This window comes from Halopseudomonas pertucinogena, assembly GCF_014646575.1.
In the GTDB taxonomy this organism is placed as follows: domain Bacteria; phylum Pseudomonadota; class Gammaproteobacteria; order Pseudomonadales; family Pseudomonadaceae; genus Halopseudomonas; species Halopseudomonas pertucinogena.
The window spans coordinates 1,012,579-1,036,207 of sequence record NZ_BMNN01000001.1 but is presented as its reverse complement, the minus strand read 5'-3'; the positions used below and the strand labels follow the sequence as shown (position 1 = coordinate 1,036,207).

Here is a 23,629-nt window from a genome sequence, read left to right as displayed (position 1 = left end):
GTTCACCGGCTGCTCAGGCGGGGTCTGCATCCCGGCGCCGACGGGCCCGATTGCCCATGCGCACGCCGATATCGGTGAGAAACTGCATGTAGCCTTCCTTGTCCTCGATGACCTCCTGCCAGAATGGCGAGTGGTACATGGACATGGCGCCGTGGACCAGCGCCCAGGCGGCGCAGTAATGGAAATAGGCCGGCACGTCTTCCAGCTTGCCCTCGTCGATGCGCTGCTGGATGACGCCGGTAAGGTGGTTGAAATTGGAAGCGCGAATACCATGCAGCTGTTCCACCAGCTCCGGCATCTGGTTGCCCTTGACCACCTTCTCCTCCAGGCGGTCGAACAGACGGTAGCGTTCCGGATCGCTCATGCGAAAGGCGAAGTACTCACGGGACAACGCCGCACGGTCCTTCTCTATATTTTCCGAATGCAGCAGCTCGGATAACTCGCGTTCGTAGTCCAGCATCAGCCGCAGATAGATCTCGGCCTTGGATTTGAAATGCTTGTAGATGGTGCCCTTGCCTATGCCCACTTCATCCGCAATCATCTCTACCGTGACACTGTCTTCCCCCTGCTCCAGAAACAGGCGCAATGCTGCTGTGAGAATTTCCTGTTCGCGCCGGCGGAATTCGCGGACCTTGCGTGATTCTTTCTGCATGAGCTTTCCTGCATTGCGTGACGGTTTCGCCGCATTATGCCAATTTCATGACCATTTGCACAATTCTGGTACTTATATGACTGCAAATTCATGCATCCCCCACAAACCGGCGCAGGCTGGGTTATGATCCGGTACAACTCGACAGTTACAGGATCACCAGGAATGCTTCATGACGTTCAGTGGGATGAGGAATTTCCCCACGCGCCCGACATCTGCTATCTGAACCACGCTGCCGTCGCCCCCTGGCCCCGGCGGGCAGCCGAGGCGGTTGCCGCCTTCGCTCGGGAAAACATGCACCAGGGCGCCCGCGACTATCCGCGCTGGGTGCAGCTGGAGCATGAACTGCGGGGCCAGTTCAAGACGCTGCTCAATGCACCGAGCAAGGGTGACATCGCGCTGGTCAAGAATACCTCCGAAGCGCTGTCGATCGTCGCCATGGGCCTGGAGTGGGCCGAGGGCGACGAGGTCCTGCTCAGTGATCAGGAGTTCCCTTCCAACCGCATTCCCTGGCAGGCTCTGGAAAATCAGGGTGTGCGGGTACGCCAGGTAAGCTTGGACGGTGAGGATCCGGAGTCGGCACTGATTGCCGCCATGGGCCCGGCCACCCGCCTGCTCAGCATCAGCTCGGTACAGTATGCCAGCGGCCTGCGCATGGACCTGCAGCGGCTGGGAGAGGCGTGCCGCCAGCGCGGCATTCTCTTCTGCGTTGATGCCATCCAGTCCCTTGGTGCCCTGCCGCTGGATGTCCAGGTCAGCCAGTGCGACTTTGCCATGGCCGATGGTCACAAATGGATGCTCGGCCCGGAAGGTCTGGGGGTTTTCTACTGTCGGCGGGAAGTCCGTGATCGGCTGAAGCTCACGCAGTTCGGCTGGCACATGGTGGAAGCACTGGGCGACTATGACCGCGAGGACTGGACGCCCGCCAGCACCGCACGCCGTTTTGAACCGGGCAGTCCCAATACCCTGGCCCAGCATGCGCTGTCAGCCAGCCTGGAACTGCTGCTGGAGACGGGCATCGAGCGTATCCAGCAGGCGTTGCAGCAACGAACCGCGTATCTGTTGCAATCCATCAGCGCACTGCCCGGGGCGCGGCTCCTCAGCCCGACGGCGCCCGAGCGTCGGGCGGGCATTGTCACCTTCACCTTCCGCGGGATAGACAATGGCTGGCTGCATGCGGAGCTGATGAAGGCGGGTGTCATCTGTGCTGCACGGGGCGGCGGGATACGCTGGTCTCCGCATTTCTACACGACTCAGGAGGTGCTCGACCGCGCACTGGGGATTCTGCGGATGAAGGTCGACGAAGCCACCAGGTCACGATAAATGAGGCGGGGTTATTCCAAATCCGTTTAAGATATCCGACCTTTCGCCTGGCATTGTGCAAAAAATCATCAATACTTCAGTCAACAGGCACCGGTCTCCCCCAAGCGCCGGGGTCTGGCAGAATCGGCTCAGCCCGTTTCTGTATCACTCCTAATGGTCTTGACCCGAATTCTTCCCCCGGAATTCGGGTCTTTTTTTGGCAGGCCGCGCCGGCGTATCAGTGACTTGCCAGCGGAAACAACCGATGGAAGTTGGCCGTGGTGTTCTCCCAGAGCGCTTCCACGGCTTCGCCGCGAATCTCGGCCAGGGCGGCAGCAACTTCACAGACAAATTGCGGCTCGTTCGGCTTGCCCCGATGGGGCACCGGCGCCAGGTAGGGAGAATCGGTCTCCACCAGCAGGCGATCCGCGGGGATGCGGCGCGCCACTTCCCTGAGCTCTTCCGCGTTGCGGAAGGTTACGATGCCGGACAGGGATATGTAATAGCCCATGTCGAGGGCTGCGCGGGCCATGTCCCAGTCCTCGGTGAAGCAATGCAGGACACCGGCGTTGGGCAGATCCGCTTCGCGCAGCATATCCAGGGTGTCGGCCCGGGCCTCGCGGGTATGGATGATCACCGGTTTGCCGGTCTGCCGGGCCGCCTCCAGGTGAAAGCGGAACGACTCCTGCTGCAGCTTCGCGCCCTCCGGCTCGTAGTGGTAGTCCAGCCCCGTCTCACCGATGGCCACGACTCGGGGATGGTCGAGCTCTTCCAGCAACCAGGGCAGGTCGGCGGGCTCGTTGCGGGAGAGGTCCAACGGGTGGATACCCACACTGCACCAGACATCCTCGTGTTGCTCGGCCAACCGCTTCACCACCGGCGCGTTGGCGGCATCCACGCCGATGCAGAGAAATTTGCCGACACCGCGGGCGCGGGCCGCATCAAGCGCATTGTTCAGGGAGCCGCCATGGGCGCTCAGATCGAGCCTGTCGAGATGACAGTGGGAATCTATCAGCATTGATTACATCGTATGGGTTGGGCGGTCGGACTTCAGCGCTCCGGCCAGATAAGTTTCAATCTTGCTGCGGGCGGTATTGTCCTGATCGCTGAACTGGACACCGATACCCGCCGCACGGTTACCCTGAGCGCCACGGGGCGTAATCCACACTACCTTACCGGCCACCGGAATCTTTTCCGGTTCCTCCATCAGGTTAAGCAGCATGAAGACTTCATCGCCCAACCGGTAGCTCTTGTTGGTGGGAATGAACATTCCGCCATGCTTGATGAAGGGCATGTAGGCCGCATACAGCACCGACTTGTCCTTGATGGTCAGTGAGAGAATGCCGTTACGGGGGCCTGCGGTGGCAGTACTCATGGGCGTTATCCTTGTTTAAAAGCCAGTCTGTTGTCCCGGTGACCGGGCCAGATTAGCGCTTTTCCATCAGCTGTTTCCACTGGATCAGCAGGGTTTCGATAAGCATCACGCGGTTCAGATTGGCCTTGCCGAGAATCATCCCACGGTGCTGCAGCAACCAGTCCTGCCACTCCATCAGAGCCGGCACCGTTACATGCCGCGCCATATAGGGTAGCACCTTGTCCATGTCGCCGTTCAGGGGCCGCTCTACAGCGCCGGTCTTGAGACGCAGCAGATCCAGCGTCCAGTCGCAGAACCAGTCCGCCAGCAGCTCCAGTGGCACGGCAGTCCATGTTTCGGCCAGCCGGGAGGCGGACTCTTCCCGCTTGAGGAGACTCTTGACGCCCTCCACGACCTGACGCCGCAGAGCAGCCGCATCCATTGTCTGCAGCTGCAGGGCGCGCAACGGTGCCCCCCCCGCCATCAGCAACAGGGCGTCGTGCTGCCCGGTATCCAGCTCCGGCAGCTGGGCAGCCAGCCAGCTCCTGGCCTCGGCATGGCCCGGCGCTGTCAGGCTCAGGACCTGACAACGGCTGCGAATGGTGGGCAGCAGTCTGCTGGGCTGGTCGGTGATCAACAGCAGGTAGGTCTCTGCGGTGGGCTCCTCCAGGGACTTGAGCAACGCGTTGGCGGCATTGAGATTCATTGCCTCGGCCGGATGCAGCATCACCACCTTGCGCCCGCCCTGCTGCGCAGTCTGGGCCATGAAGTCGGCGAGCTGGCGCACGGCGTCGATGCGGATCGCCTTGCCCTCCTCCTCCGGCTCGATCAGCAGCCGATCCGGATGACTGCCGGCCAGCCGCAGCTGGCAGCTGCGGCACTCGCCGCAGGCTGCGCCCGGGCGGGGCTTCAGACAAAGCAGCCAGTCGGCGAAAGCCTCAGCGAACCGCCGTTTGCCTATGCCCGCTGGCCCACCGAAAAGGAAGGCGTGGGGCTGCCGGTCCCGGGTGGTCAGCGACTGCCAGACCGGTAGATGCCATGGGCAGATCGCCGCCGGATCAGCCACCGACGCGCTCCAGCACTTCTTCGATGACCGGCTGCATTTCCCGGTGCACCTGTTCCAGATTGCCGCTGGCATCGATTATTCGGTAGCGCGCAGGATCAGCCGCCGCGCGCTCAAGATAGGTATTGCGGACCTGCTCGAAGAAAGACCGGTGCTCCTGTTCGAAACGGTCCAGCTCGCTTCGCGCCCGGGCGCGGGCGATGCCCACGTCTACCGGAACGTCGAACAGCAGCACCAGGTCAGGACGAAGCTCACCCTGCACCCACGTCTCGAGCGCAGCAATACGTCGGGGGTCGATGCCTCGGCCACCGCCCTGATAGGCGTAGGTCGCATCAGTGAAGCGATCACTGATCACGATGCGACCCTCGGCCAGCGCAGGCCGGATCAACCCATTGAGATGCTGCGCCCGGGCGGCAAACATCAACAGCAGCTCGGTATCGGCATGCATCGGCTCATCATGAACGCTGAGCAGGACCTCGCGGATGCGCTCGGCGACAGGTGTGCCACCCGGCTCGCGGGTGGTCAGCGGTGCATGGCCTGCCTGGGCCAGCGCCTGGGCAAACACCTTGATATTGGTCGATTTGCCCGCACCTTCAGGGCCTTCGAATGTGATGAACAGTCCGCTCATTCAGCCCCTCCGTTGGCATCGCGCTCCGCCGGCGGTGGACTGGAGCGATAGTCGGCTGCCCGATTGATCTGGTAATTGCGTACCGCTCGGTTATGTTGCTGCAGGGTTTCCGAGAATACATGGGAGCCATCCCCGCGGGCCACGAAATAGAGACTCTTGCCCGGCGCAGGGTTCACCGCAGCGCGCAGCGCCTCCCGGCCCGGCATGGCGATGGGCGTCGGCGGCAGACCATCAATCGTGTAGGTATTGTAGGGCGTGGGGCGTCGAAGGTCGTCACGTCGGATCCTGCCCTGGTAATTCTCGCCCATGCCGTAGATCACCGTCGGGTCGGTCTGCAGGCGCATGCCTATCTGCAGGCGACGCGTGAACACCCCGGCTATCTCTCCTCTTTCATGGGCCATGCCGGTTTCCTTCTCGATGATCGATGCCAGAATAAGCGCCTCGTAGGGCGTGCTGATCGGCAGTCCGTCGGCACGCTGTTCCCAGGCGTCCGCCAGCTCCTGCTGCATGCGCTGATGGGCGCGGCGGAGGATGTCCCGGTCCGACATGCCGAGCGTATAAAGATAGGTATCAGGAAAGAACAGTCCCTCCGGGTGCGACCGGGAAAGGTCCAGCTCTGCAGCTACCTTCTGGTTGCTCCACTCACGGGGCAGGGTCTGCTCGAGCCGCTCCGCGCCGGCCAGCGCGTCACGGAACTGACTGAAATTCCACCCTTCGACCAGGGTGATGCTGCGCTGAATGACGTCGCCGCGCTGCAGCCTGTCCAGTAACGCCCTGACATCCATGCCCGGCTCCACGCGGTATTCGCCCACATGCAGAACGGTGTCAGCCATCTGCCACTGCCAGTAACGTCGGACCCAGCCGGCGCGCTCGATGATCCCGCGCTGCTCCAGACTGGAGAACACCCGGGCCGGCGTGCTGCCCGGTGGAACATCGAGTACGTCGACAACCTCGACCTCCAGCGGCTGGTTCAACGCCGATTGCAGAGTGAAAAAGCCCCATGCCGCTACGGCGCCCGCAAGGCACACAATAAAAACAAGAAGATATACTGCAGTCTTGATAATTGACTTCAACTCAGAACCTGCTCTGAAAATACCTGTAGTCGTCGCGCCCCAGGCCCAACGGCCCACTTCCGATCACCCAGACCAACCACCGGCCACACACCGAAAACGCTGTTGCAGCATACAAGCTCGTCGCATGCCAGCAGCTCGTCGAGGGTGACACTGCGCTCAAGCACCGGCTCGCCTTCGGCCGCCAGCTGGTCCATGAGATAGTCACGCATCACTCCGCGCACGCCACAATGGCGGAGATCGGGGGTGACCCAGCGGCCGTCCAGACGCAGCAGCAGATTGCTCATGGTGCCCTCCACCGGGTGCCCGGCCATATCGCACATCAGCCCCTCTGCATGGCCGCTGTCCTGCCACTCACTTCGCGCCAGCACCTGCTCGAGCCGGTTGAGGTGCTTGAGACCTGCCAGCAACGGCTGATGTGCCAGACGGGTGGCACAGGGGAACAGCCTGATCCCCTTGAGCGTGTGGGCTGCGGGATATTCCGGCGGGGGCAGGAGCTGAAGAATGCGGGTAGGCTCGGCGATGGCAGGCATGGCATAGCCCCGCCCTGCCTCGCCGCGGGTAACGATCTGCTTGAGCAATCCTTCGCCCAGCTCGACGGCGGCCGCCTCGAGCTCGCTGCGCAGCGACGTAAGAGGCATCTCGATGCGCAGCACCGACATGCCGCGACCGAGACGGCCCAGGTGACGTTCCAGCAGTGTGGCACGCCCATTGACGACCCGTATGGTTTCGAACAGCCCGTCACCGTAAGCCAGCCCACGGTCCCTGACGGAGACCAGATCATGCGGATGGCCATTGACCCGATAGCGGACCGTTGAGCTGGAAGCCATCCGGATACCCTCCATCAGGGCCGGCGAAATACCAGACTGCCGTTGGTGCCGCCGAAGCCGAAGGAGTTGGACATCGCCACCGTCAGGGTGCGCGCCTGGGCTTCATTGGCAACATAATCCAGATTGCAGCCTTCGCTGGGGTTCTCCAGATTGATGGTCGGTGGCGCCACCTGGTCGCGCAGTGCCAGCACCGTGAAAATGGCCTCGGCCGCTCCGGCTGCACCCAGCAGGTGGCCGGTCATCGACTTGGTCGAACTCATGGCCAGCTTGCCGGCATGGTCGCCGAACACACTTTCGACGGCACGGCTTTCCGCGAGGTCTCCGGCCATGGTGGAAGTGCCGTGGGCGTTGATGTAGCCGACGGCCTCCCGCTCGATGCCCGCATCGCGCAGAGCGTTGCTCATGCACATTGCCGCACCGCGGCCATCTTCAGGAGGGGCAGTCATATGGAACCCGTCACCACTCATGCCGAAGCCGATCAGTTCGGCGTGGATATGAGCGCCACGGGCCACCGCATGCTCGTATTCCTCCAGCACCATTGCCCCGGCACCGTCGGAAAGAACGAAACCGTCACGCTCACTGTCCCAGGGCCGGCTGGCCTTCTGCGGATCATCATTGCGGGTGGACAGTGCCCGGGCGGCACTGAAGCCGCCAAGCCCCAGCCCGGTGGTAGCCATCTCCGAACCGCCGGCGATCATGACATCCGCTTCGCCGTAGGCGATATTGCGGGCGGCCATGCCGATGCTGTGCGTACCGGTGGTACAGGCGGTGGTCAGCGCGTAGTTGGGCCCGCGCAGGCCGTACTGGATGGACAGGTAACCGGCAACCATGTTGACGATCGAGCCGGGGACGAAGAACGGCGATATGCGTCGCGGCCCGCTGTTGAGCAGCAGCGCGTGGTTGTGCTCGATATTGGTCAGCCCGCCGATGCCCGATCCCATGGAGACACCGATGCGATCGCGGTTGGCGTCAGTGATTTCCAGACCCGACTCGTTGAGCGCCTGAATGCAGGCAGCGATGCCGTACTGGATGAACAGATCCAGTTTGCGCGCTTCCTTGGCGGTCATGTAGGGTTCGATATCGAAATCACGGATCGAGCCACCAAAGCGGGTATTGAAAGCACTGACGTCCATATGCTCGATGGGGCCGATACCGCTTCTGCCAGCCAGAGCGGCCTGCCAGCTGCTTTCAACCGTATTGCCGAGCGGGCTCAACATGCCCATGCCGGTTACCACGACGCGTCTACGCGACAAAGGAGACTCCTTAATTCAACTCTTGCGACAGCGGGCTATTGTCCGCATAAAGACGCGGCACGGCAACTGCATGATGACATGCATTGGTCACCTTGCATTTCAGACCCGCCTCGCATGTGCCCTGCCGAAGACCCGCTTCGAGTCAGTTGGATAGCTGCCCACAAAAAAGCCGCAGTACTGGACCAGGACTGCGGCTTTCTCAACCTGCAAGCAGACTGCGTGATTACTTCTGGTGAGCGTTCACGTAGTTGATGGCTTCTTGCACGGTAGTGATCTTCTCGGCTTCCTCGTCGGGAATCTCGGTCTCGAATTCCTCTTCGAGAGCCATGACCAGCTCTACGGTGTCCAGGGAGTCAGCGCCAAGATCTTCAACAAAGGAAGCACTGTTGGTTACTTCTTCTTCTTTAACGCCGAGTTGTTCGGCAACGATTTTCTTGACGCGTTCTTCGATGGTACTCATACCTTGATCTCACTCCTGATTTGCAGTTCCGATAAGCCGGACTGCGGGTAGTTTATAGAAAGCATTCCAGAGTTTTCAAGCTGGAAAACACTTCCGGTCCAAAACGCCCGGCGCAGACAGCTTCCGCCAGGACCGTTCAGGGGCCTCAGCCCATGAACATGCCGCCGTTCACCGGGATGGTTGCGCCGGTGATGTATCCAGCCGATTCGCCGGCCAGGAAGGCAACGACCGAGGCGATTTCCGCGGCCTGGCCGAGGCGCCCCAGTGGGATCTGTTCCAGCATGACCGAACGCTGATTGTCGTTCAGTGCCCGGGTCATGTCCGTATCGATGAAGCCGGGGGCCACCGCGTTCACGGTAATACCGCGGGAGCCCACTTCACGGGCGAGCGCACGGGCAAAACCCTCCATGCCGGCCTTGGCCGCCGCGTAGTTGGACTGTCCGCCGTTACCCATGCCTGCCACCACGGAACTGATGCAGATGATACGCCCCCAGCGGGCCTTGGTCATGCCACGCAGGACCGCCTTGGACAAACGGTATACGGAACTGAGATTGGTGCCGATGACGTCATCCCACTCGTCGTCCTTCATGCGCATCAACAGATTATCGGCAGTGATACCGGCATTGTTCACCAGGATAGCCGGTGCTCCGAACTGCTCGCCAATCCGTGCCAGCACCTCATCAACGGACGCCTGATCACGTACATCCAGCTTCATACCGGTACCCCGGTAGCCGGCGGCAGCCAGCTTCTCGGCGATCGAGGCCGCGCCTGCATCACTGGTCGCGGTGCCGACCACGATGGCACCCTGAGCCGCCAGCGCATGGGCGATGGCCTCACCGATGCCGCGACTGGCGCCGGTGACCAGCGCTACCTTCCCTTCAATACTCATCTCGATTTCCTCAGGCAAACTGGGTCAGGGCAGCGGCAAGTCCCGCCGCACTGTCCAGGTTATGAGTTGCCACACCCTTGGCGCAGCGCTTGTTGAGACCCGACAGGACCTTTCCGGGGCCGCATTCAACCAGATCGGTCACGCCCTGACCAGCCAGATATTCGATGCTTTCCACCCAGCGAACCGGGCTGTAGAGCTGCTCCACCAGCTGGTCACGCAGGGTCTGCATGTCGGCAGCGGGACGCGCACTGACGTTCTGCACGAGGGTGATGCGGGGCTGTTGCCAATCCAGCTGCTCGAAATCCTTCGCCAGCTGCTCGGCAGCGGGCTTCATCAGCGCGCAGTGGGACGGTACGCTGACCGGCAGCTCGATCGCGCGCTTGGCACCGGCCGCCTTGCAGGCGTCAATGGCGCGTTGCACCGCCGCGGCCTGGCCGGCAATCACCACCTGACCCGGAGCGTTGAAGTTGACCGCGCTGACCACTTCGCCCTGAGCGGCTTCGGCGCACAGCTGGGTAATCTGCTCATCGGCCAGACCCAGGATGGCTGCCATGGCGCCCTCGCCTGCCGGCACCGCCTGCTGCATCAGCTGACCGCGCCGCTCAACCAGACGCAGCGCGTCGGCAAGAGGAATGACACCGGCGGCGACCAGGGCGGAATACTCCCCCAGGCTGTGCCCGGCAACAAAGGCGGGGCGCACGCTGCTGTTCGCCGTCCATACCCGCCAGAGCGCGATGGAAGCAGCCAGAATCGCCGGCTGGGTGCGATCGGTGCGATTGAGATCGGCTTCAGGACCGTTCTGGCACAGCTGCCAGAGGTCGTATCCGAGGGCATCGGCAGCCTCGGCAAAGGTCTCGCCGATCTGTGGATGTTCTGCGGCAAGCTCACCGAGCATGCCTACTGCCTGGGAGCCCTGTCCCGGGAATACGAAAGCGAGGGTTTGAGTCATGCAACCTTCCTCATTATTTTCATCTGAACGGTTCGCCCTTGGATGGCCATCCGGCCACCCAGGTCACAATAGATCGCCTCGACAGCGCGCCAGGCGCGCAGCGATGCGCTGCGGCATATCCGACTGACAGGCGCGAACCGCCTGGCGAATGGCTGCCTCGAATGCCGGCTGACCGGCATTGCCATGGCTCTTGACCACCACTCCCTGCAGCCCCAGCAGACTGACCCCGTTGTACTGGTGCGGGTTCAGCCGCTCGGCCATGGGACGCAATGAGCGCCTGAGAACCGGGCTCAACAGGCGCAGCAAGAGGTTGTCAGCGAAGGCCCTGCGCATCTCGCCCTGCATATAGTCAACCAGGCCCTCGCTGGCCTTGAGCATCACGTTACCGACAAAGCCGTCGCACACCACCACATCGGCCCTGTCCTGAAACAGCTCGTTGCCCTCTACATGACCGATGTAATTGAGCGACGGGGAATCCCGCAACAGCTCGGAAACTTCCCGGACCCGCAGCGACCCCTTGTTGATCTCGCTGCCTATATTCAGCAGGCCGACCCGGGGCTGCTCGATGCCGGTCAGCTCCGCCACCGCCTCGGAGCCCATCACCGCGAATTCGAACAGCTGACGGGCAGTACAGTCCACGTTGGCGCCGAGGTCCAGTACATGGCAGAACTTGCCGGCCACGGGCAGCGCAGCCATGATCGCCGGTCGCTGAATACCTTCCACCGTGCCCAGCAGAGCCTTGGCAAGCACCATCAGCGCGCCGGTGTTGCCGGCACTCAGGCAGCCGTCGGCCCTGCCGTCACGCACCAGTTCGATGGCCACGCGCATGGATGAATCGCGCTTGCCACGCAGCACGCTGGCAGGCGCATCATCGGCATGAATGATTTCGGAGGTATGGATGAAGCTGACACGATCAGCGGGCAGCTGATGGGAGGCGCAGAGACTGGTCATCGGCTCGGGCGAGCCCACCAGAACGACATTGAGCCGGGAGTCCTGCTCGAGGCAGCGGGCAACAGAGGGGATAATGCAGCGGGGACCGAAGTCCCCGCCCATCACATCAACCGCGAGGCGGACTGACGCGGACAAGACTTATTCGTCGTTGTCCTTGTTCACCACCTGACGGCCGCGGTAGAAACCATCCGGGGACACGTGGTGGCGGAGGTGAGTCTCACCGGTAGTTTGATCTACGGACAACGCCGCGCTGGTCAGTGCGTCGTGCGAACGACGCATGCCACGTGCGGAACGAGACTTTTTGTTCTGCTGTACAGCCATGACTTTAAGCTCCTAAGCTCAGGTATCGCGTTTCAACTTGGCCAGCACACTGAAGGGATTGGGCTTTTCAGCTTCTTCCTCCGGCTCCGCTTCGTCAGGCTGATAGCCTGGCGGGTGCTGACATGTTCCCATCGGATGCATCGGAACCGCCGGCAACGCCAGCAGCAGTTCATCCTCGATCAGCTCGTGCAGATCGAGCGCCTCGTCATCCAGAATAACCGGTTCATAGTGCCGGGGCAGGTTCTTCGCCGCCTCGTCACTCGCCACAAACCCCACATCACACTCGGCATCCAGCTCAAGCACGACCCGCTCGAGACAGCGCTGACAGATCAACGCCACCTCGAGCTGGTAATGACCGTGCATCGCGCTGATGCCCTGCTCGTCCCGGTTGAAATTCAGTTCGACCTGAACCTCTCCGGCCGGAGCATCCAGCAGAGCGCTGAGGCGCGTCATCCTGGCAGCGGATACCGTCCCTTTCAGGGCGATGCCACGGTCTGCCAGGCGGCGGGGTTCGATGTGTGCAGGTATGGTTCCAGACATAAGCGCGCAATTCTAGGCACCCGCGGTGCCTCTGTCAAAACTATTTGGACGGAATCCCTGCATCTTGTGCCGCCACGCACATGGAAGGGTAGAATCGAGCGAATTCACAGCAGGAGGCACCCATGCCCGACCTCGTTCTCGCGTCCAGCTCGCCTTACCGTCGCACGCTGCTGGAGCGTCTCGGGCTGCCCTTTCAGTGGGCCGCCCCGGATATAGATGAAGAGCCACTGCCGGGAGAAACGCCCGAACAGCTGACCGAGCGGCTCGCATTGACCAAGGCGCAGGCTCTCCGGGAACGCTTCCCGACCCACCTGATCATCGGCTCCGACCAGGTCCTGCTGCTGGACGGCAAACCGGTGAGCAAGCCCGGCGATCATGAAGCTGCCGCCGCACAACTGAAGCACTGCAGCGGCAGAACGGTACGTTTCACCACCAGCCTGTGCCTGCTCAACAGCGCCACCGGCGACTATCAGCTGCGAAGCGAGCCCTTTGACGTGGTCTTCAGGGAGCTGAGTGATGCGAGTATCGAGCGCTACCTGCGCAGCGAACAACCCTACGACTGCGCCGGCAGCTTCAGAATGGAAGGACTTGGCATCGCCCTGTTCCGCGCATTACGGGGCGACGATCCGAACAGCCTGATCGGACTGCCATTGATCAGGCTGTGCGAGATGCTGCGTAACGAAGGGCTGCAACTGCCCTGAGCGTCAGCGCAGCTGGGGTGCAGCCAGCCCGAGATGCATGGCCAGAGTATTGCCGATGCTGGTACCCAGCTGACGGGAGAAGCGCTGAAACGGCGACTCGCGATGGGTAAAATCAACCATCTCTTCCACGCCGACCAGGTCGCGAGCTACTGCTGACGCACTGGACAGCCCATCAACAAGGCCCAGCTCCACAGCCTGCTCGCCCGACCAGACCAGCCCGCTGAACAGATCGGGGTTCTCTTTCAGCCGATCACCGCGCCCTTTGCGCACCTGCTCAATGAACTGCTTATGGGTGGTATGCAGCACGCCCTGCCAGAATTCCCGCTCATCGGCGCGCTCCGGCTGGAAGGGATCCAGAAACGCCTTGTGTTCGCCCGCCGTGTAGGTACGCCGCTCGATACCCAGCTTGTCCAGCGTCTCGACAAAGCCGAAGCCTGCAGCCGTCACGCCGATGGAGCCCACCAGACTGGCCTTGTCGGCATAGATCTCGTCGGCCGCCGCCGCAATATAATAGGCACCGGAAGCACCGATATCCGCTATCACGGCATAGACGGGGACATCGGGATGCAGTGAGCGCAGGCGCTTGATCTCATCGTACACGTAGCCGGCCTGCACCGGACTTCCGCCCGGACTGTTGATGCGCAGCACGACGGCGCGGGTCTGTTCGTCCTTGAACGCCCGCCGCAGACTGGTGACCAGGTTGTCAGCACTGGCTTCCTGGCGATCGGCGATGGTGCCGCGCACCTCGATCAGCGCGGTATGCGGCTTGCCTGCGGTGGACGCCCCTTCCAGATTCGACAGGGGCGACAGCAGAAACAGCGCCCCGATCAGGTAAAGAAAGGTCAGGCTCTTGAAGAATATGCCCCAGCGCCGCGAACGGCGCTGTTCCTGGACCGATGCCAGCAGGGTCTTTTCCAGCAGCTGCCAGGCCTTGCGGTCTTCCTTGCGCGCAGCCACTTCATCTCGTTCGATCATCGGGCCTTCCGTCCACGGGTCTTGTTGCATCTATAACGCCTCTGTCGTTTGAGTCGCCCTGAACTGGGGCTGCGCCCAGCTCTGGAATTCGTCGAAGGTGTCCACACAATGCACCGGCTGGCAGCGCAACAGCTGCTCCTGGGTCATGGCACCATAGGTCACCGCTACCGGGCGCACCCCTGCATTGTGCCCCATCAGGATGTCAAACTCGCTGTCCCCCACCATGCACGCCTGAGCTGGCGACACTTCCAGCTCGTCCAGAATCTCATGGAGCATCCGCGGGTCAGGCTTGCCCGCGGTCTCGTCAGCGCAGCGGGTGACGTCGAAGTAATCCTGCAGATCATGGGTGGCCAGCATGCGATCCAGGCCGCGGCGGCCCTTCCCGGTAGCCACGGCAAGATGAAAGCCCTCGGCCCGCAGCTCGTCCAGCGCCGCATGTACGCCGTCGAACAATGCCGACGGCTGCTGTTCCAGCGTCAGGTAATTGTCCGCATACGCGTCTATCACCTGCTGCGCAAACAGGGGGTCCTCGATATGCGGATACAGCACCGCAACGGCATCCGGCAGCGCCAGGCCGATGATGTCCTTCACCTGCCGCGCACTGCGTACCGGCAGACCGGTATCCTCGGCGGCGCGCTGCATGGCGGTAACGATATTGGCAATGGAGTCGGCGAGGGTGCCGTCCCAGTCAAAGATCAGGGTATTCATGTCACTCCTCTGCCAGACGGCGCAGCGTGCGCTCCCACATTTCACCGGGTTCAGCCTGCACCTGCAGACGCTCACCATCAGGCAACACCGCATCAAGAGAAACGGCATGCAGGAACAATCGCTTGCCACCCATCTCCCTGATGACCGCGGAAAACCCGTCATCCCCGTATTTGGGGTCCCCGGCAATCGGATGCCCGGCGTGGCGGGCATGCACGCGGATCTGGTGCGTGCGCCCGGTGATGGGTCGGGCTTCAACCAGGGTGGCGACATCACCGAAGCGCTGCACCACCCGGAACTCGGTCAGCGACTCCTTCCCTTCTGGGCTGACCTCGACCATACGCTCGCCCGAGCGCAGATTGTTCTTCGCAAGCGGCGCGTGAACCTTCCTGACCTGGGATGGCCAGCGCCCGCGCACCAGCGCGAGGTAACGCTTATCCACGCCATTGCCCGGACCGTCCCCACGCAGCGCGGCATGCAGATGGCGCAGCATGCTGCGCTTGCGGGCAACCATCAGGCAGCCAGAGGTATCCCGGTCCAGCCGGTGGACCAGTTCGAGCTGGTCCGCCTCACCGGGAAACAGCTGACGCAGCGCCTCGATCACACCGAAATTCAGTCCGCTGCCGCCGTGCACGGCCAGTCCGGCCGGCTTGTTCACTACCAGCAGCCCCTTGCTCTGATAAAGGATGCCCTGCTCCAGCGCGTTGAGGATGCCCTGCCCCACCAGCACCGGCGCATCGGCTTCCGGCAGGCGTACCGGTGGGATACGGATCAGGTCGCCGGCCCGCAGGCGATACTCGGGCTTGATCCGCCCCTTGTTGACCCGCACCTCACCCTTGCGCAGGATGCGGTAGATCAGGGTCCGGGGGGCGCCCTTGAGCCTGGTCAGCAGGTAATTGTCGATACGCTGGCCGGCCTGATCCTCGCTGATCAGGTCGGTCTGCACGGTTGAAGGCATGGGGGAGTCGGCATTGGTCATGCGTGCATGATACATTTTTTCATGCAATTGAAGCACTTGAATAATGCTGCTATAGTCCGACGAGCTGCGCAAAAGGCAGTCGGAGGCACAGCATTCCACCGAGTGTTGCATATCCTCCCAGAAATTGATGTAGAGCCTTCGTCAGGCCCCGACAACAGCGCCGACGAATCTCGAGAGGAAAGACTGCAGGCCCAGGCTGGCAGAATATTAACCCGCTCCGCGGTAGGCGATGGGCGGCACCCGATTCAGATAGCCAAGTGATTAGGTGGAGATGCACAGCTTCAGGATGATGTGACGAGCGTTGACACTTGTATTGGGTGTGTCCCCGTCCGCAGTCCGGCTGAGTCCTCCCTAAAGTAACGTTTCTCTGTAGCGCCACAGACAGAACCCACTGCGACTGCCCAAGGGCAGGCGCAACGTGACTGAACATGGGCTGAGGCCCAGGCAGAAACACACCTGACACCTAACGGACGAATCAGGTGCCGTACTCGTGTTCCGGGGACCACTGGATACACAACGGTACTTCATGAAAAGAATGCTGATCAACGCAACTCAGCCAGAAGAGTTGCGCGTAGCGCTGGTAGACGGCCAGCGCCTGTACGACCTGGATATCGAATCCGGCGCACGCGAGCAGAAAAAGTCCAACATCTACAAGGGTCGCATTACCCGCATCGAGCCCAGTCTCGAAGCCGCATTTGTCGACTTCGGCTCCGAACGCCACGGCTTCCTGCCGCTGAAGGAAATCTCCCGCGAATACTTCTCCAAACAGCCCGAAGGCCGGGTCAACATCAAGGATGTACTCAAGGAAGGCCAGGAAGTCATCGTCCAGGTCGACAAGGAAGAGCGCGGCAACAAGGGCGCTGCCCTCACCACCTTCATCAGCCTGGCCGGCCGCTATCTGGTGCTGATGCCGAACAACCCCCGCGCCGGTGGTATCTCCCGTCGCATCGAGGGCGAAGAGCGCAACGAACTGCGTGAAGCACTGAACAGCCTGAACGTTCCTGCCGACATGGGCATGATCGTGCGCACCGCCGGCCTCGGCCGCAGCGCCGAAGAGCTGCAGTGGGACCTGGATTATCTGCTGCAGCTGTGGGAAGCCATCAAGACCGCCTCCGCCGAGCGCAGCGGCGCCTTCCTGATCTACCAGGAAAGCAACGTCATCATCCGCGCCATCCGCGATTACCTGCGCCAGGACATCGGCGAGGTGCTGATTGACAACGAAACGGTCAAGGAAGAAGCCCTCAACTTCATCAGCCAGGTAATGCCGCAGTATGCGAGCAAGGTGAAGCTGTACGAGGACAGCGTACCGCTGTTCAACCGCTTCCAGATCGAGAGCCAGATCGAGACGGCTTTCGACCGTCAGGTCAAGCTGCCCTCCGGCGGTTCCATCGTCATCGACCACACCGAAGCCCTGGTTTCCATCGACATCAACTCGGCCCGTGCCACCAAGGGTGGCGACATCGAGGAGACTGCGCTGCAGACCAACCTCGAAGCCGCCGAGGAAATCGCCCGTCAGCTGCGCCTGCGTGACATCGGCGGCCTGATCGTCATCGACTTCATCGACATGACGCCCGCCAAGAACCAGCGTGCCGTGGAAGAGCGTGTCCGCGAAAGTCTGGAAGCCGACCGCGCCCGGGTGCAGGTAGGCCGCATTTCCCGTTTCGGTCTGCTGGAGATGTCCCGTCAGCGTCTGCGCCCGTCGCTGGGCGAGACCAGCGGCATCGTCTGCCCGCGCTGTAATGGCCGGGGCACCATCCGTGACGTTGAATCGCTGTCCCTGTCGGTATTGCGTCTGATCGAGGAAGAGGCGCTGAAGGATCGCACCGCCGAAGTGCGTGCCCACGTACCGGTTTCCATCGGCACCTTCCTGCTCAACGAGAAGCGGGATGTACTGGCCAAGATCGAAGCGCGCACCGAGGTTCGCCTGCTGGTTCTGCCGACCCCGCACATGGATACCCCGCATTTTGAGGTGCAGCGTCTGCGTGACGATCAGGAAGCCGTTCTCAATGGCGAATCCAGCTATACCATGAGCACCGATGTGGAGCAGGAGGAGCCGGCTCCGGTCAGCCAGACCCGCGCCATCGTCCGCCAGGAGGCAGCGGTCAAGAGCATTGCACCGTCCCGCCCTGCCCCGGCACCGGCCCCCGCCCCGGCTCCGGTGGCGGCAGCCAACCGTGCGATCCAGGAGTCCCAGCCGGGATTGATCAAATCGCTGATCAAGTCCCTGGTCGGCATGTTCTCCAGCGATGACAGCGCGGAAAGCGAAGCAGAGCAGCAGCCCAGCAGCACCCGCGAACGCCAGCCGTCCCGCGATGGCAGCCGCAACGGCGGTGATCGTCGCCCCAACCGCAACCGGCGCCAGCGCGGCGAACGCACCGAGCGTGGAGAGCGCAATGCCGAGCGTGGCAATGAGCGCTCCGATCGCGGCGAACGCCAGCAGAGCCAGCGTAATGAGCGCAAGAGTCCCGAGGTCACCGGCGGGCAGGCTGCCCAGGCCAGCGCCAGCACCCGGAGCGAAGGCACCAGCACCAGCCGCCGCCGTCGCCGCAGCAGTGGGGCCAGCGCCGCCACGGCGGACAACGCCGAGCAGCAGCGCCCAAGCGCCGAGGACGCCCGTCAGGAGCAGCGCCGCCAGCCCCGTCAGGAGGAGGCCGCAGCACAGGATGAGGAACTGCTGATCGACCAGACCCAGGAGCAGACCGACAACGATGGGGACGCCGGAGAGGATCGTCCCAAGCGTCGTTCGCGCAACAGCCAGCGCCGCCGCAACAACCGTCGCAGCCGCAGTGCGGCACAGGCGGAAAATGCCGGCGATCAAGGCAACCAGCAGGACACCGGCGATCAGGCGATTCTGCCGACGGCCGTCGCCGTTGCTGCAACGGAAGCGGTCGCAGCAGGCGAAGGTCACAGTCCTGCGGAAATGGTCAACGAGCCCGCCGTGGAGGCAGCCACTCCCGCTGCTGCGGCACCTTCGGCCACTGAAGATACAGGCGCTGTCGAGCCGACAGCCAGGGTTGAAGACATCAAGCAGCCGGTCGAGGAGCGCCTGACCCAGGCCGCAACGGATATGGAACAGTCCATCGAGCACGCTGTGGAAGCCTTCAGCCAGCAGCGCGAGGAAGCCCTGCCAGCGGCAGAGGAGGCCGGGGCCAGCGACGCACCGGCTCCGGCAGAGCAACCGGCCAGCGAACCCGAGGCCGCCCAACCGGCTGCTTCCGCAGCCAGCGAGCCTGCAGTGGAGGTCAAGGCTGAGATCGAAGCGGAGCAGCCAGCGGCAGCGCAGGCTGGCAGCGAGCCTGCTCCCGCAGCCGAAGTCAGCAAGGTAGAGAAGGCCGAAAGCAGCGTAGCCAGCCCGGCTGGCGAGACCGCACCGCAGGAAGCCAAGTCCGAGCCCGCCGAGCCGGTGATCCCGGCGCTCACCGAGAGCGGCCGTGCGTTCAACGACCCGCGGGAAATCCGCAAGCGTCGGATGGAGGCCAAACGCCTTGCCGAGCAGCAGGCAGCCGAAGCCGAGCAGGCAGCAAGCCGCCCTGCGCCGCAGCAGACCGAAGAAGCAGCACCTGCTGCCGACCCGATCAGCGAAGCCATGGCTGAGACCCAGCCGGTGATCGAACAGATCGAGGAAGCGCAGAGCACCTCGGATGCGGATACCGTGGCTGAAGCCCCGGAAGCCGGCACCGAGGCCGTGACTACGACCGCCGCACAGGTGGACGTTCCGGAGCACCCTGCCGTGAATGTTGCGGAGCAGCAGGAAGGCCGTGACGCCCCTGAGGGTCAGACGCCCCGCAACTGATTCGCAGCGGATAAAAAAAGGGATGCCAATTGGCATCCCTTTTTTGTTGCGCGTGAAGTTGCCGAATCAGGCACCCAGCAGCTGGGGCTCCATCTCCAGGCTCACACCGAATCTGTCCAGCACATCCCGGCGGATATCCGCCGCCAGAGCCATGACATCGGCGCCCCGCGCTCCCCCGAGATTCACCAGCACCAACGCCTGATCCCGGTGCACCCCGACCCGCTTGCGACAACGCCCCTTCCACCCCGCCTGCTCTATCAGCCAGCCCGCTGCCAGCTTTACGGTGCCATCGACCTGCGGATAATGGGGCATGCCTGGATACTGTTCGAGCAGTATCCGCGCCTGCGGCTCGCTCACCAGGGGGTTCTTGAAGAAGCTGCCGGCATTGCCCAGCTCGGCCGGATCCGGCAATTTGCTGCGGCGAATGTCACATACCAGGCGACTGATCACCCGGCTGTCCGGCCGGGTGATGCCAGCGGCCTGCCAGGCGGCTGCGAGGGGGGCGTAATCCAGCCGCGGAACGGGCCGGGTAGCAAGGCGCAGCCTGACCCGCAGAATGACATAGCGGCCGGGCTGCTGTTTGAACAGACTGTCACGGTAGGCAAACCGGCACTGCTGCCGATCCAGCCGGCGGACCTGGCCGGTGCTCCGGTCCAGTGCATCCAGGCTGTCGAACAGATCGCACAGCTCGACACCGTAGGCACCAATGTTCTGCACCGGTGCCGCGCCAAGGGTACCGGGAATCAGCGACAGGTTTTCCAGTCCATGAAAGCCCAGGTCCAGGCTCCAGCACACCAGCTGGTGCCAGTTCTCCCCGGCCTCCCCTTCGACCAGCACACTGTCGGCCGTGCGTTGCAATACCCGGCGACCGCGGCTGCGCATAACCAGGGTAAGGCCCGGAACCGGCCCGCTCAATATCAGATTGCTGCCGCCACCGATGAGATTGACCTTCCAGCCGTGCCGGTCTGCCATTTCCAGCGCGCCACGCAGGCCGGTCTCATCATGAATGAAACACAGCCGCTCGGCACGCTCGTCGATGGCAAAGGTGTTCAGTGTCGCCAGTGCGACATCCTGCTGCAGTTCGGGGTGCATTCAACCGCCAGCCAGAAGCTGCCGTACCCGCTGCAGATCCTCAGGCGTGTCGACACCCGCCGGGGGTACCTCACAGGCGTCGGCAACATGGATGCGGCAACCGAACCAGAGCGCCCGCAACTGCTCCAGCGACTCGCTGGACTCCAGCGGGCTGGCGGGCCAGCGCACATAATCATGCAGGAATCCGACCTTGTACGCGTACAGGCCGATATGCCGGCGAAAGGGCACGCCCTCCGGCAGGGCAGCCGGTCGCCCGGCGGCAAAGTCATCCCGGCACCAGGGCATCGGCGCGCGGCTGAAATACAGGGCGAACCCCTGCTGGTCGGTGACCACCTTGACCGCATTGGGATTGAACAGCGTGTCGACATCCTCGAGCCGCTCGGCCAGGGTGGCAATACTTGCTTCGGGCCAGGCGCGCAGGTCGGCGGCCACCTGATCAATGAGGGTCGGCGGTATCAACGGCTCGTCGCCCTGCACGTTGACCACGTGTGCCTGGTCATCCAGCCCCAGCTGGGTGACTACTTCCTGCAGCCTGTCGGTGCCGGAAGGATGGTCCGGGCGGGTCATCACCACATCTGCACCAAAGCCGCGGCAGGCGTCGACGATGCGCTGGTCATCGGTGGCAATGGTGACCGATTCGGCAGTACTTCGGCAGGCCTGCTCCCAGACGTGCTGGATCATGGGCTTGCCGAGAATGTCCTGCAGGGGCTTGCCCGGCAGACGGGTGGATGCATAACGGGCCGGAATGATGACGTGGAACATGCTCAGCGATCCAGTCTCTCGTCGGCATCCAGCGCGCGCGCCTCGTTCTCCAGCATGACCGGAATGCCGTCACGGATCGGATAGGCCAGGCCGTCTGCCCGGCACCACAACTCCGTCTTGTCCTGATTCTGCACCAGCGGTCCCTTGCACAGGGGACAAGCGAGGATATCGAGCAATTTGGGATCCATCATCTACTCCGGTTCGCTAATTGGGTTCTGTCGGGGCGGCAGGTGCCTGTCCAGCCGAGCATGCAGCGCTTCAACAAAGCTCTCGCTCATGCGGGCGTCGACACTCAGGTACCACCAGTTCTCGCGCGCAAACCCTGCGCACTTGATCGCATCCTTCTCGGTCATGAGCAGCGGCTCACCGTGATCAAAGGCTGCGAAGCTGTTCTCATTGTACTGGGCGTGGTCGGCAAAGGCATGGATTTCGGGCACGAAACCCAGGTTTTCCAGTGTCTTGCAGAAACGCTCGGGGTTACCTATCCCGGCCACTGCCTGCACCCTCGGCGGCGCACGCCAGGCATCGGGCCTGACCTTCTCTCCGGTTTTCATGTTGACCAGCTCGGCCGGCTCCAGGCGCAAGGCATAGAAGCCATCCTCATCGGCCGGCGCGCCGGTGCGGATGCGCAGGTCCACGCTGTCCAGGCGGCTGGCAGGCTCGCGCAGCGGTCCTTCGGGCAGGCAACGGCCATTGCCCAGGCCGCGGGCGTGATCGATCATCACCAACTCCAGGGTGCGCCCCATACGATAGTGCTGCAGGCCATCATCACTGATGATGACGTCGACTGCCGCGTGCTCCAGCAGATATCGACCCGCTCTGGGCCGGTCCGGATCGATCACTACCGGAACCTGACAGCGGCTGGCGATGAGCAGCGGTTCGTCACCGGTCTGTTCAGGTGTATCTCTGGTCGGCTGAACCCGCCATGGCAGGGACGGCGGTTTGCCGCCATACCCTCTGCTGATCACACCCACGCGCAGGCCGCGGCTGCGCAGATGCTCCACCAGCCAGATCACCATGGGGGTTTTTCCGGTACCGCCCAGGGTCACGTTCCCCACCACGATAAGCGGCACGGGTGGCTGCCAGCTGGCAGACGGCGCATCCAGATAGCGCTGCCGTTTGCGCATGGCAAAGCGGCAGTACAGTGCCGACAAGGGGCGCAACAGCACCAGCCAGCTGCGCTGCTGGTACCAGGCGCGCAGCAGCCGTTGCTGTATGTCCGCCGGTCGCTTCATGGGGCGGGCTGCTCCATCTCGTTGGTGGTCAGGCGCAAGCGGGTGAAACCCTGCTGGCCGGCCGCATCCATTGCCGTGATGACCGCCTGGTGGGGCGTCTTGGCATCGGCGGTGATCACCACAGGCCAACTGGTATCACCGGCCGACTCGCGGCTCAGCGCGCTCATGAGCGTGTCAAGATTGGGGTTGAGCAGAGCCTTGCCGTTGATCGCCACCTCCCCGGTGGCGGAAATCAGCACCTCGATCTGCTGCCGGGCACTGGGGTCGGTGTGCTCCCCGGAGGCGGACTCCGGAAGGTCGACCTTCAGCTGGGTCTCGCGGGTAAAGGTGGTCGACACCATGAAGAAGATCAGCAACAGGAACACCACGTCGATCAGTGGTGTCAGGTTGATATCCGTCTCGACCCGCGTCCTGCGTCGGAAATTCATGACTCAGTTCCCTTTTGCCGGTGCCGGTGCCCGCCGCGGGGCGGGCTTTTCGACTGCGGCGGCGCCATTGCCATTGCCATTGAAAGCCGGTTCGCGCTGTCCCTGTACCACTTCCACCAGACGGGTGGCCTCCTGCTCCATGGCCACTACCAGCTCGTCCACCCGGCGTACCAGGAAGCGGTGGAAGAACAGGGCGGGAATGGCCACTGTCAGGCCGGCAGCCGTGGTGATCAGCGCCTTGGAGATACCGCCGGCCAACACCGCGGTGTTACCGGTACCCTGCAGCATGACGGCATTGAATACATCGATCATGCCGATGACCGTGCCCAGCAGACCGAGCAGCGGTGATACGGCTGCGATGGTGCCGAGCGTGCTCAGGTAGCGCTCCAGCTCGTGGATCACCTTGCTGGCGGCTTCCTGGATGGCCTCCTTCATCACTTCCCGGCCGTGCCGGGCATTGGCCAGACCGGCGGCCAGCACCTCGCCAAGCGGAGAGTCCGCCCGCAGGCTCTTCAGCCGGTTGGCGTCCAGCTGCCCTTCCTTGATCCAGCGCCAGGCCTGGCCAACCAGGTTGGGTGGCGCCACCCGGGCGCTACGCAACGTCCACAGACGCTCCAGCACAATAGCCGCGGCCACTACCGACGACAGAATGATCGGCAGCATCAGCCAACCACCGGCTTTGATCAGTTCCCACACAGGC

Annotated in this window: 26 protein-coding genes; 3 read left to right on the top strand and 23 right to left on the bottom strand. The window is 63.0% G+C overall.

The annotated features are described in order from the left end of the window. Positions 1-13: 13 nt before the first annotated feature. A complete protein-coding gene (locus IEW63_RS04950; RefSeq protein WP_188635437.1) occupies positions 14-652 on the bottom strand; it encodes a TetR/AcrR family transcriptional regulator in 639 nt (212 codons plus the stop codon). Positions 653-814: 162 nt separating this feature from the next. Between IEW63_RS04950 and IEW63_RS04945 the strand changes: the two genes are divergently transcribed. Then, entirely contained in the window at positions 815-1,972 is a 1,158-nt protein-coding gene (locus IEW63_RS04945) for an aminotransferase class V-fold PLP-dependent enzyme (RefSeq protein WP_188635436.1), read from the top strand. A gap of 217 nt (positions 1,973-2,189) precedes the next feature. Here the strand turns inward: IEW63_RS04945 and IEW63_RS04940 are convergent, their stop codons facing one another. The 13 genes from IEW63_RS04940 to IEW63_RS04880 form a co-directional block, all read right to left on the bottom strand. After that, on the bottom strand, positions 2,190-2,969 hold the full coding sequence (locus tag IEW63_RS04940) for a TatD family hydrolase (protein ID WP_188635435.1): 780 nt from the start codon (positions 2,967-2,969) through the stop codon (positions 2,190-2,192). Between the two features lie 3 nt (positions 2,970-2,972). Continuing rightward, positions 2,973-3,326: a PilZ domain-containing protein gene (locus IEW63_RS04935; RefSeq protein WP_188635434.1), complete on the bottom strand. Its 354-nt coding sequence runs from the start codon at positions 3,324-3,326 to the stop codon at positions 2,973-2,975. 52 nt (positions 3,327-3,378) lie between these two features. After that, the gene (locus IEW63_RS04930; RefSeq protein ID WP_229710316.1) at positions 3,379-4,371 is read right to left on the bottom strand and encodes a DNA polymerase III subunit delta'; all 993 of its coding nucleotides are present in this window, start codon (positions 4,369-4,371) and stop codon (positions 3,379-3,381) included. Beyond that, complete coding sequence (gene tmk, locus IEW63_RS04925) at positions 4,364-4,996, bottom strand: dTMP kinase (protein ID WP_188635432.1); 633 nt, start codon at positions 4,994-4,996, stop codon at positions 4,364-4,366. Before tmk ends, IEW63_RS04930 begins: the two co-directional genes overlap by 8 nt. Beyond that, a complete protein-coding gene (gene mltG, locus IEW63_RS04920; RefSeq protein ID WP_188635572.1) occupies positions 4,993-6,060 on the bottom strand; it encodes an endolytic transglycosylase MltG in 1,068 nt (355 codons plus the stop codon). Before mltG ends, tmk begins: the two co-directional genes overlap by 4 nt. A gap of 5 nt (positions 6,061-6,065) precedes the next feature. After that, entirely contained in the window at positions 6,066-6,896 is an 831-nt protein-coding gene (gene pabC, locus IEW63_RS04915; protein WP_188635431.1) for an aminodeoxychorismate lyase, read from the bottom strand. 14 nt (positions 6,897-6,910) lie between these two features. After that, entirely contained in the window at positions 6,911-8,149 is a 1,239-nt protein-coding gene (fabF, locus tag IEW63_RS04910) for a beta-ketoacyl-ACP synthase II (protein WP_188635430.1), read from the bottom strand. 223 nt (positions 8,150-8,372) lie between these two features. Further along, a complete protein-coding gene (acpP, locus tag IEW63_RS04905) occupies positions 8,373-8,609 on the bottom strand; it encodes an acyl carrier protein (RefSeq protein ID WP_044499790.1) in 237 nt (78 codons plus the stop codon). Between the two features lie 145 nt (positions 8,610-8,754). After that, a complete protein-coding gene (gene fabG, locus IEW63_RS04900) occupies positions 8,755-9,498 on the bottom strand; it encodes a 3-oxoacyl-ACP reductase FabG (RefSeq protein ID WP_188635429.1) in 744 nt (247 codons plus the stop codon). Between the two features lie 10 nt (positions 9,499-9,508). Further along, a complete protein-coding gene (gene fabD, locus IEW63_RS04895) occupies positions 9,509-10,447 on the bottom strand; it encodes an ACP S-malonyltransferase (protein WP_188635428.1) in 939 nt (312 codons plus the stop codon). 63 nt (positions 10,448-10,510) lie between these two features. After that, on the bottom strand, positions 10,511-11,533 hold the full coding sequence (gene plsX / locus IEW63_RS04890) for a phosphate acyltransferase PlsX (RefSeq protein ID WP_229710314.1): 1,023 nt from the start codon (positions 11,531-11,533) through the stop codon (positions 10,511-10,513). Positions 11,534-11,536: 3 nt separating this feature from the next. Continuing rightward, a complete protein-coding gene (gene rpmF / locus IEW63_RS04885; RefSeq protein WP_074778555.1) occupies positions 11,537-11,719 on the bottom strand; it encodes a 50S ribosomal protein L32 in 183 nt (60 codons plus the stop codon). A gap of 18 nt (positions 11,720-11,737) precedes the next feature. Beyond that, positions 11,738-12,259, bottom strand: a complete 522-nt coding sequence (locus tag IEW63_RS04880; RefSeq protein ID WP_188635427.1) for a YceD family protein — start codon at positions 12,257-12,259, stop codon at positions 11,738-11,740. A gap of 122 nt (positions 12,260-12,381) precedes the next feature. Between IEW63_RS04880 and IEW63_RS04875 the strand changes: the two genes are divergently transcribed. Continuing rightward, positions 12,382-12,960, top strand: coding sequence for a Maf family protein (locus IEW63_RS04875; protein WP_188635426.1), 579 nt, complete (start codon positions 12,382-12,384; stop codon positions 12,958-12,960). Positions 12,961-12,963: 3 nt separating this feature from the next. On the opposite strand, the gene sppA is transcribed toward IEW63_RS04875, so the two are convergent. Genes sppA through rluC form a run of 3 tightly spaced genes read right to left on the bottom strand, consistent with a single transcriptional unit; the run spans position 12,964 to position 15,619 of the window. Next, a complete protein-coding gene (sppA, locus tag IEW63_RS04870) occupies positions 12,964-13,935 on the bottom strand; it encodes a signal peptide peptidase SppA (RefSeq protein ID WP_188635425.1) in 972 nt (323 codons plus the stop codon). A gap of 30 nt (positions 13,936-13,965) precedes the next feature. Beyond that, positions 13,966-14,643: an HAD-IA family hydrolase gene (locus IEW63_RS04865; protein ID WP_188635424.1), complete on the bottom strand. Its 678-nt coding sequence runs from the start codon at positions 14,641-14,643 to the stop codon at positions 13,966-13,968. A 1-nt stretch (position 14,644) separates the two neighbouring features. Next, positions 14,645-15,619, bottom strand: coding sequence for a 23S rRNA pseudouridine(955/2504/2580) synthase RluC (gene rluC / locus IEW63_RS04860; protein ID WP_373288211.1), 975 nt, complete (start codon positions 15,617-15,619; stop codon positions 14,645-14,647). 526 nt (positions 15,620-16,145) lie between these two features. Between rluC and rne the strand changes: the two genes are divergently transcribed. Next, positions 16,146-19,412, top strand: a complete 3,267-nt coding sequence (gene rne / locus IEW63_RS04855; RefSeq protein WP_188635423.1) for a ribonuclease E — start codon at positions 16,146-16,148, stop codon at positions 19,410-19,412. Between the two features lie 66 nt (positions 19,413-19,478). Here the strand turns inward: rne and murB are convergent, their stop codons facing one another. The 6 genes from murB to pocA are packed head-to-tail and all read right to left on the bottom strand — an operon-like array spanning position 19,479 to position 23,625. Continuing rightward, positions 19,479-20,504 carry a UDP-N-acetylmuramate dehydrogenase gene (gene murB / locus IEW63_RS04850; protein ID WP_188635422.1) on the bottom strand — a complete coding sequence of 342 codons (1,026 nt, stop codon included), beginning with the start codon at positions 20,502-20,504 and terminating at the stop codon, positions 19,479-19,481. After that, positions 20,505-21,266: a 3-deoxy-manno-octulosonate cytidylyltransferase gene (gene kdsB / locus IEW63_RS04845; protein ID WP_188635421.1), complete on the bottom strand. Its 762-nt coding sequence runs from the start codon at positions 21,264-21,266 to the stop codon at positions 20,505-20,507. A 2-nt stretch (positions 21,267-21,268) separates the two neighbouring features. Then, on the bottom strand, positions 21,269-21,454 hold the full coding sequence (locus IEW63_RS04840; RefSeq protein ID WP_188635420.1) for a Trm112 family protein: 186 nt from the start codon (positions 21,452-21,454) through the stop codon (positions 21,269-21,271). A gap of 3 nt (positions 21,455-21,457) precedes the next feature. Then, complete coding sequence (lpxK, locus tag IEW63_RS04835; RefSeq protein ID WP_188635419.1) at positions 21,458-22,501, bottom strand: tetraacyldisaccharide 4'-kinase; 1,044 nt, start codon at positions 22,499-22,501, stop codon at positions 21,458-21,460. Further along, entirely contained in the window at positions 22,498-22,929 is a 432-nt protein-coding gene (pocB, locus tag IEW63_RS04830) for a flagellar polar localization protein PocB (protein WP_188635418.1), read from the bottom strand. The genes lpxK and pocB overlap by 4 nt, the downstream gene beginning before the upstream one ends. A gap of 3 nt (positions 22,930-22,932) precedes the next feature. Continuing rightward, complete coding sequence (gene pocA, locus IEW63_RS04825) at positions 22,933-23,625, bottom strand: flagellar polar localization protein PocA (RefSeq protein WP_188635417.1); 693 nt, start codon at positions 23,623-23,625, stop codon at positions 22,933-22,935. Positions 23,626-23,629 lie beyond the last annotated feature (4 nt).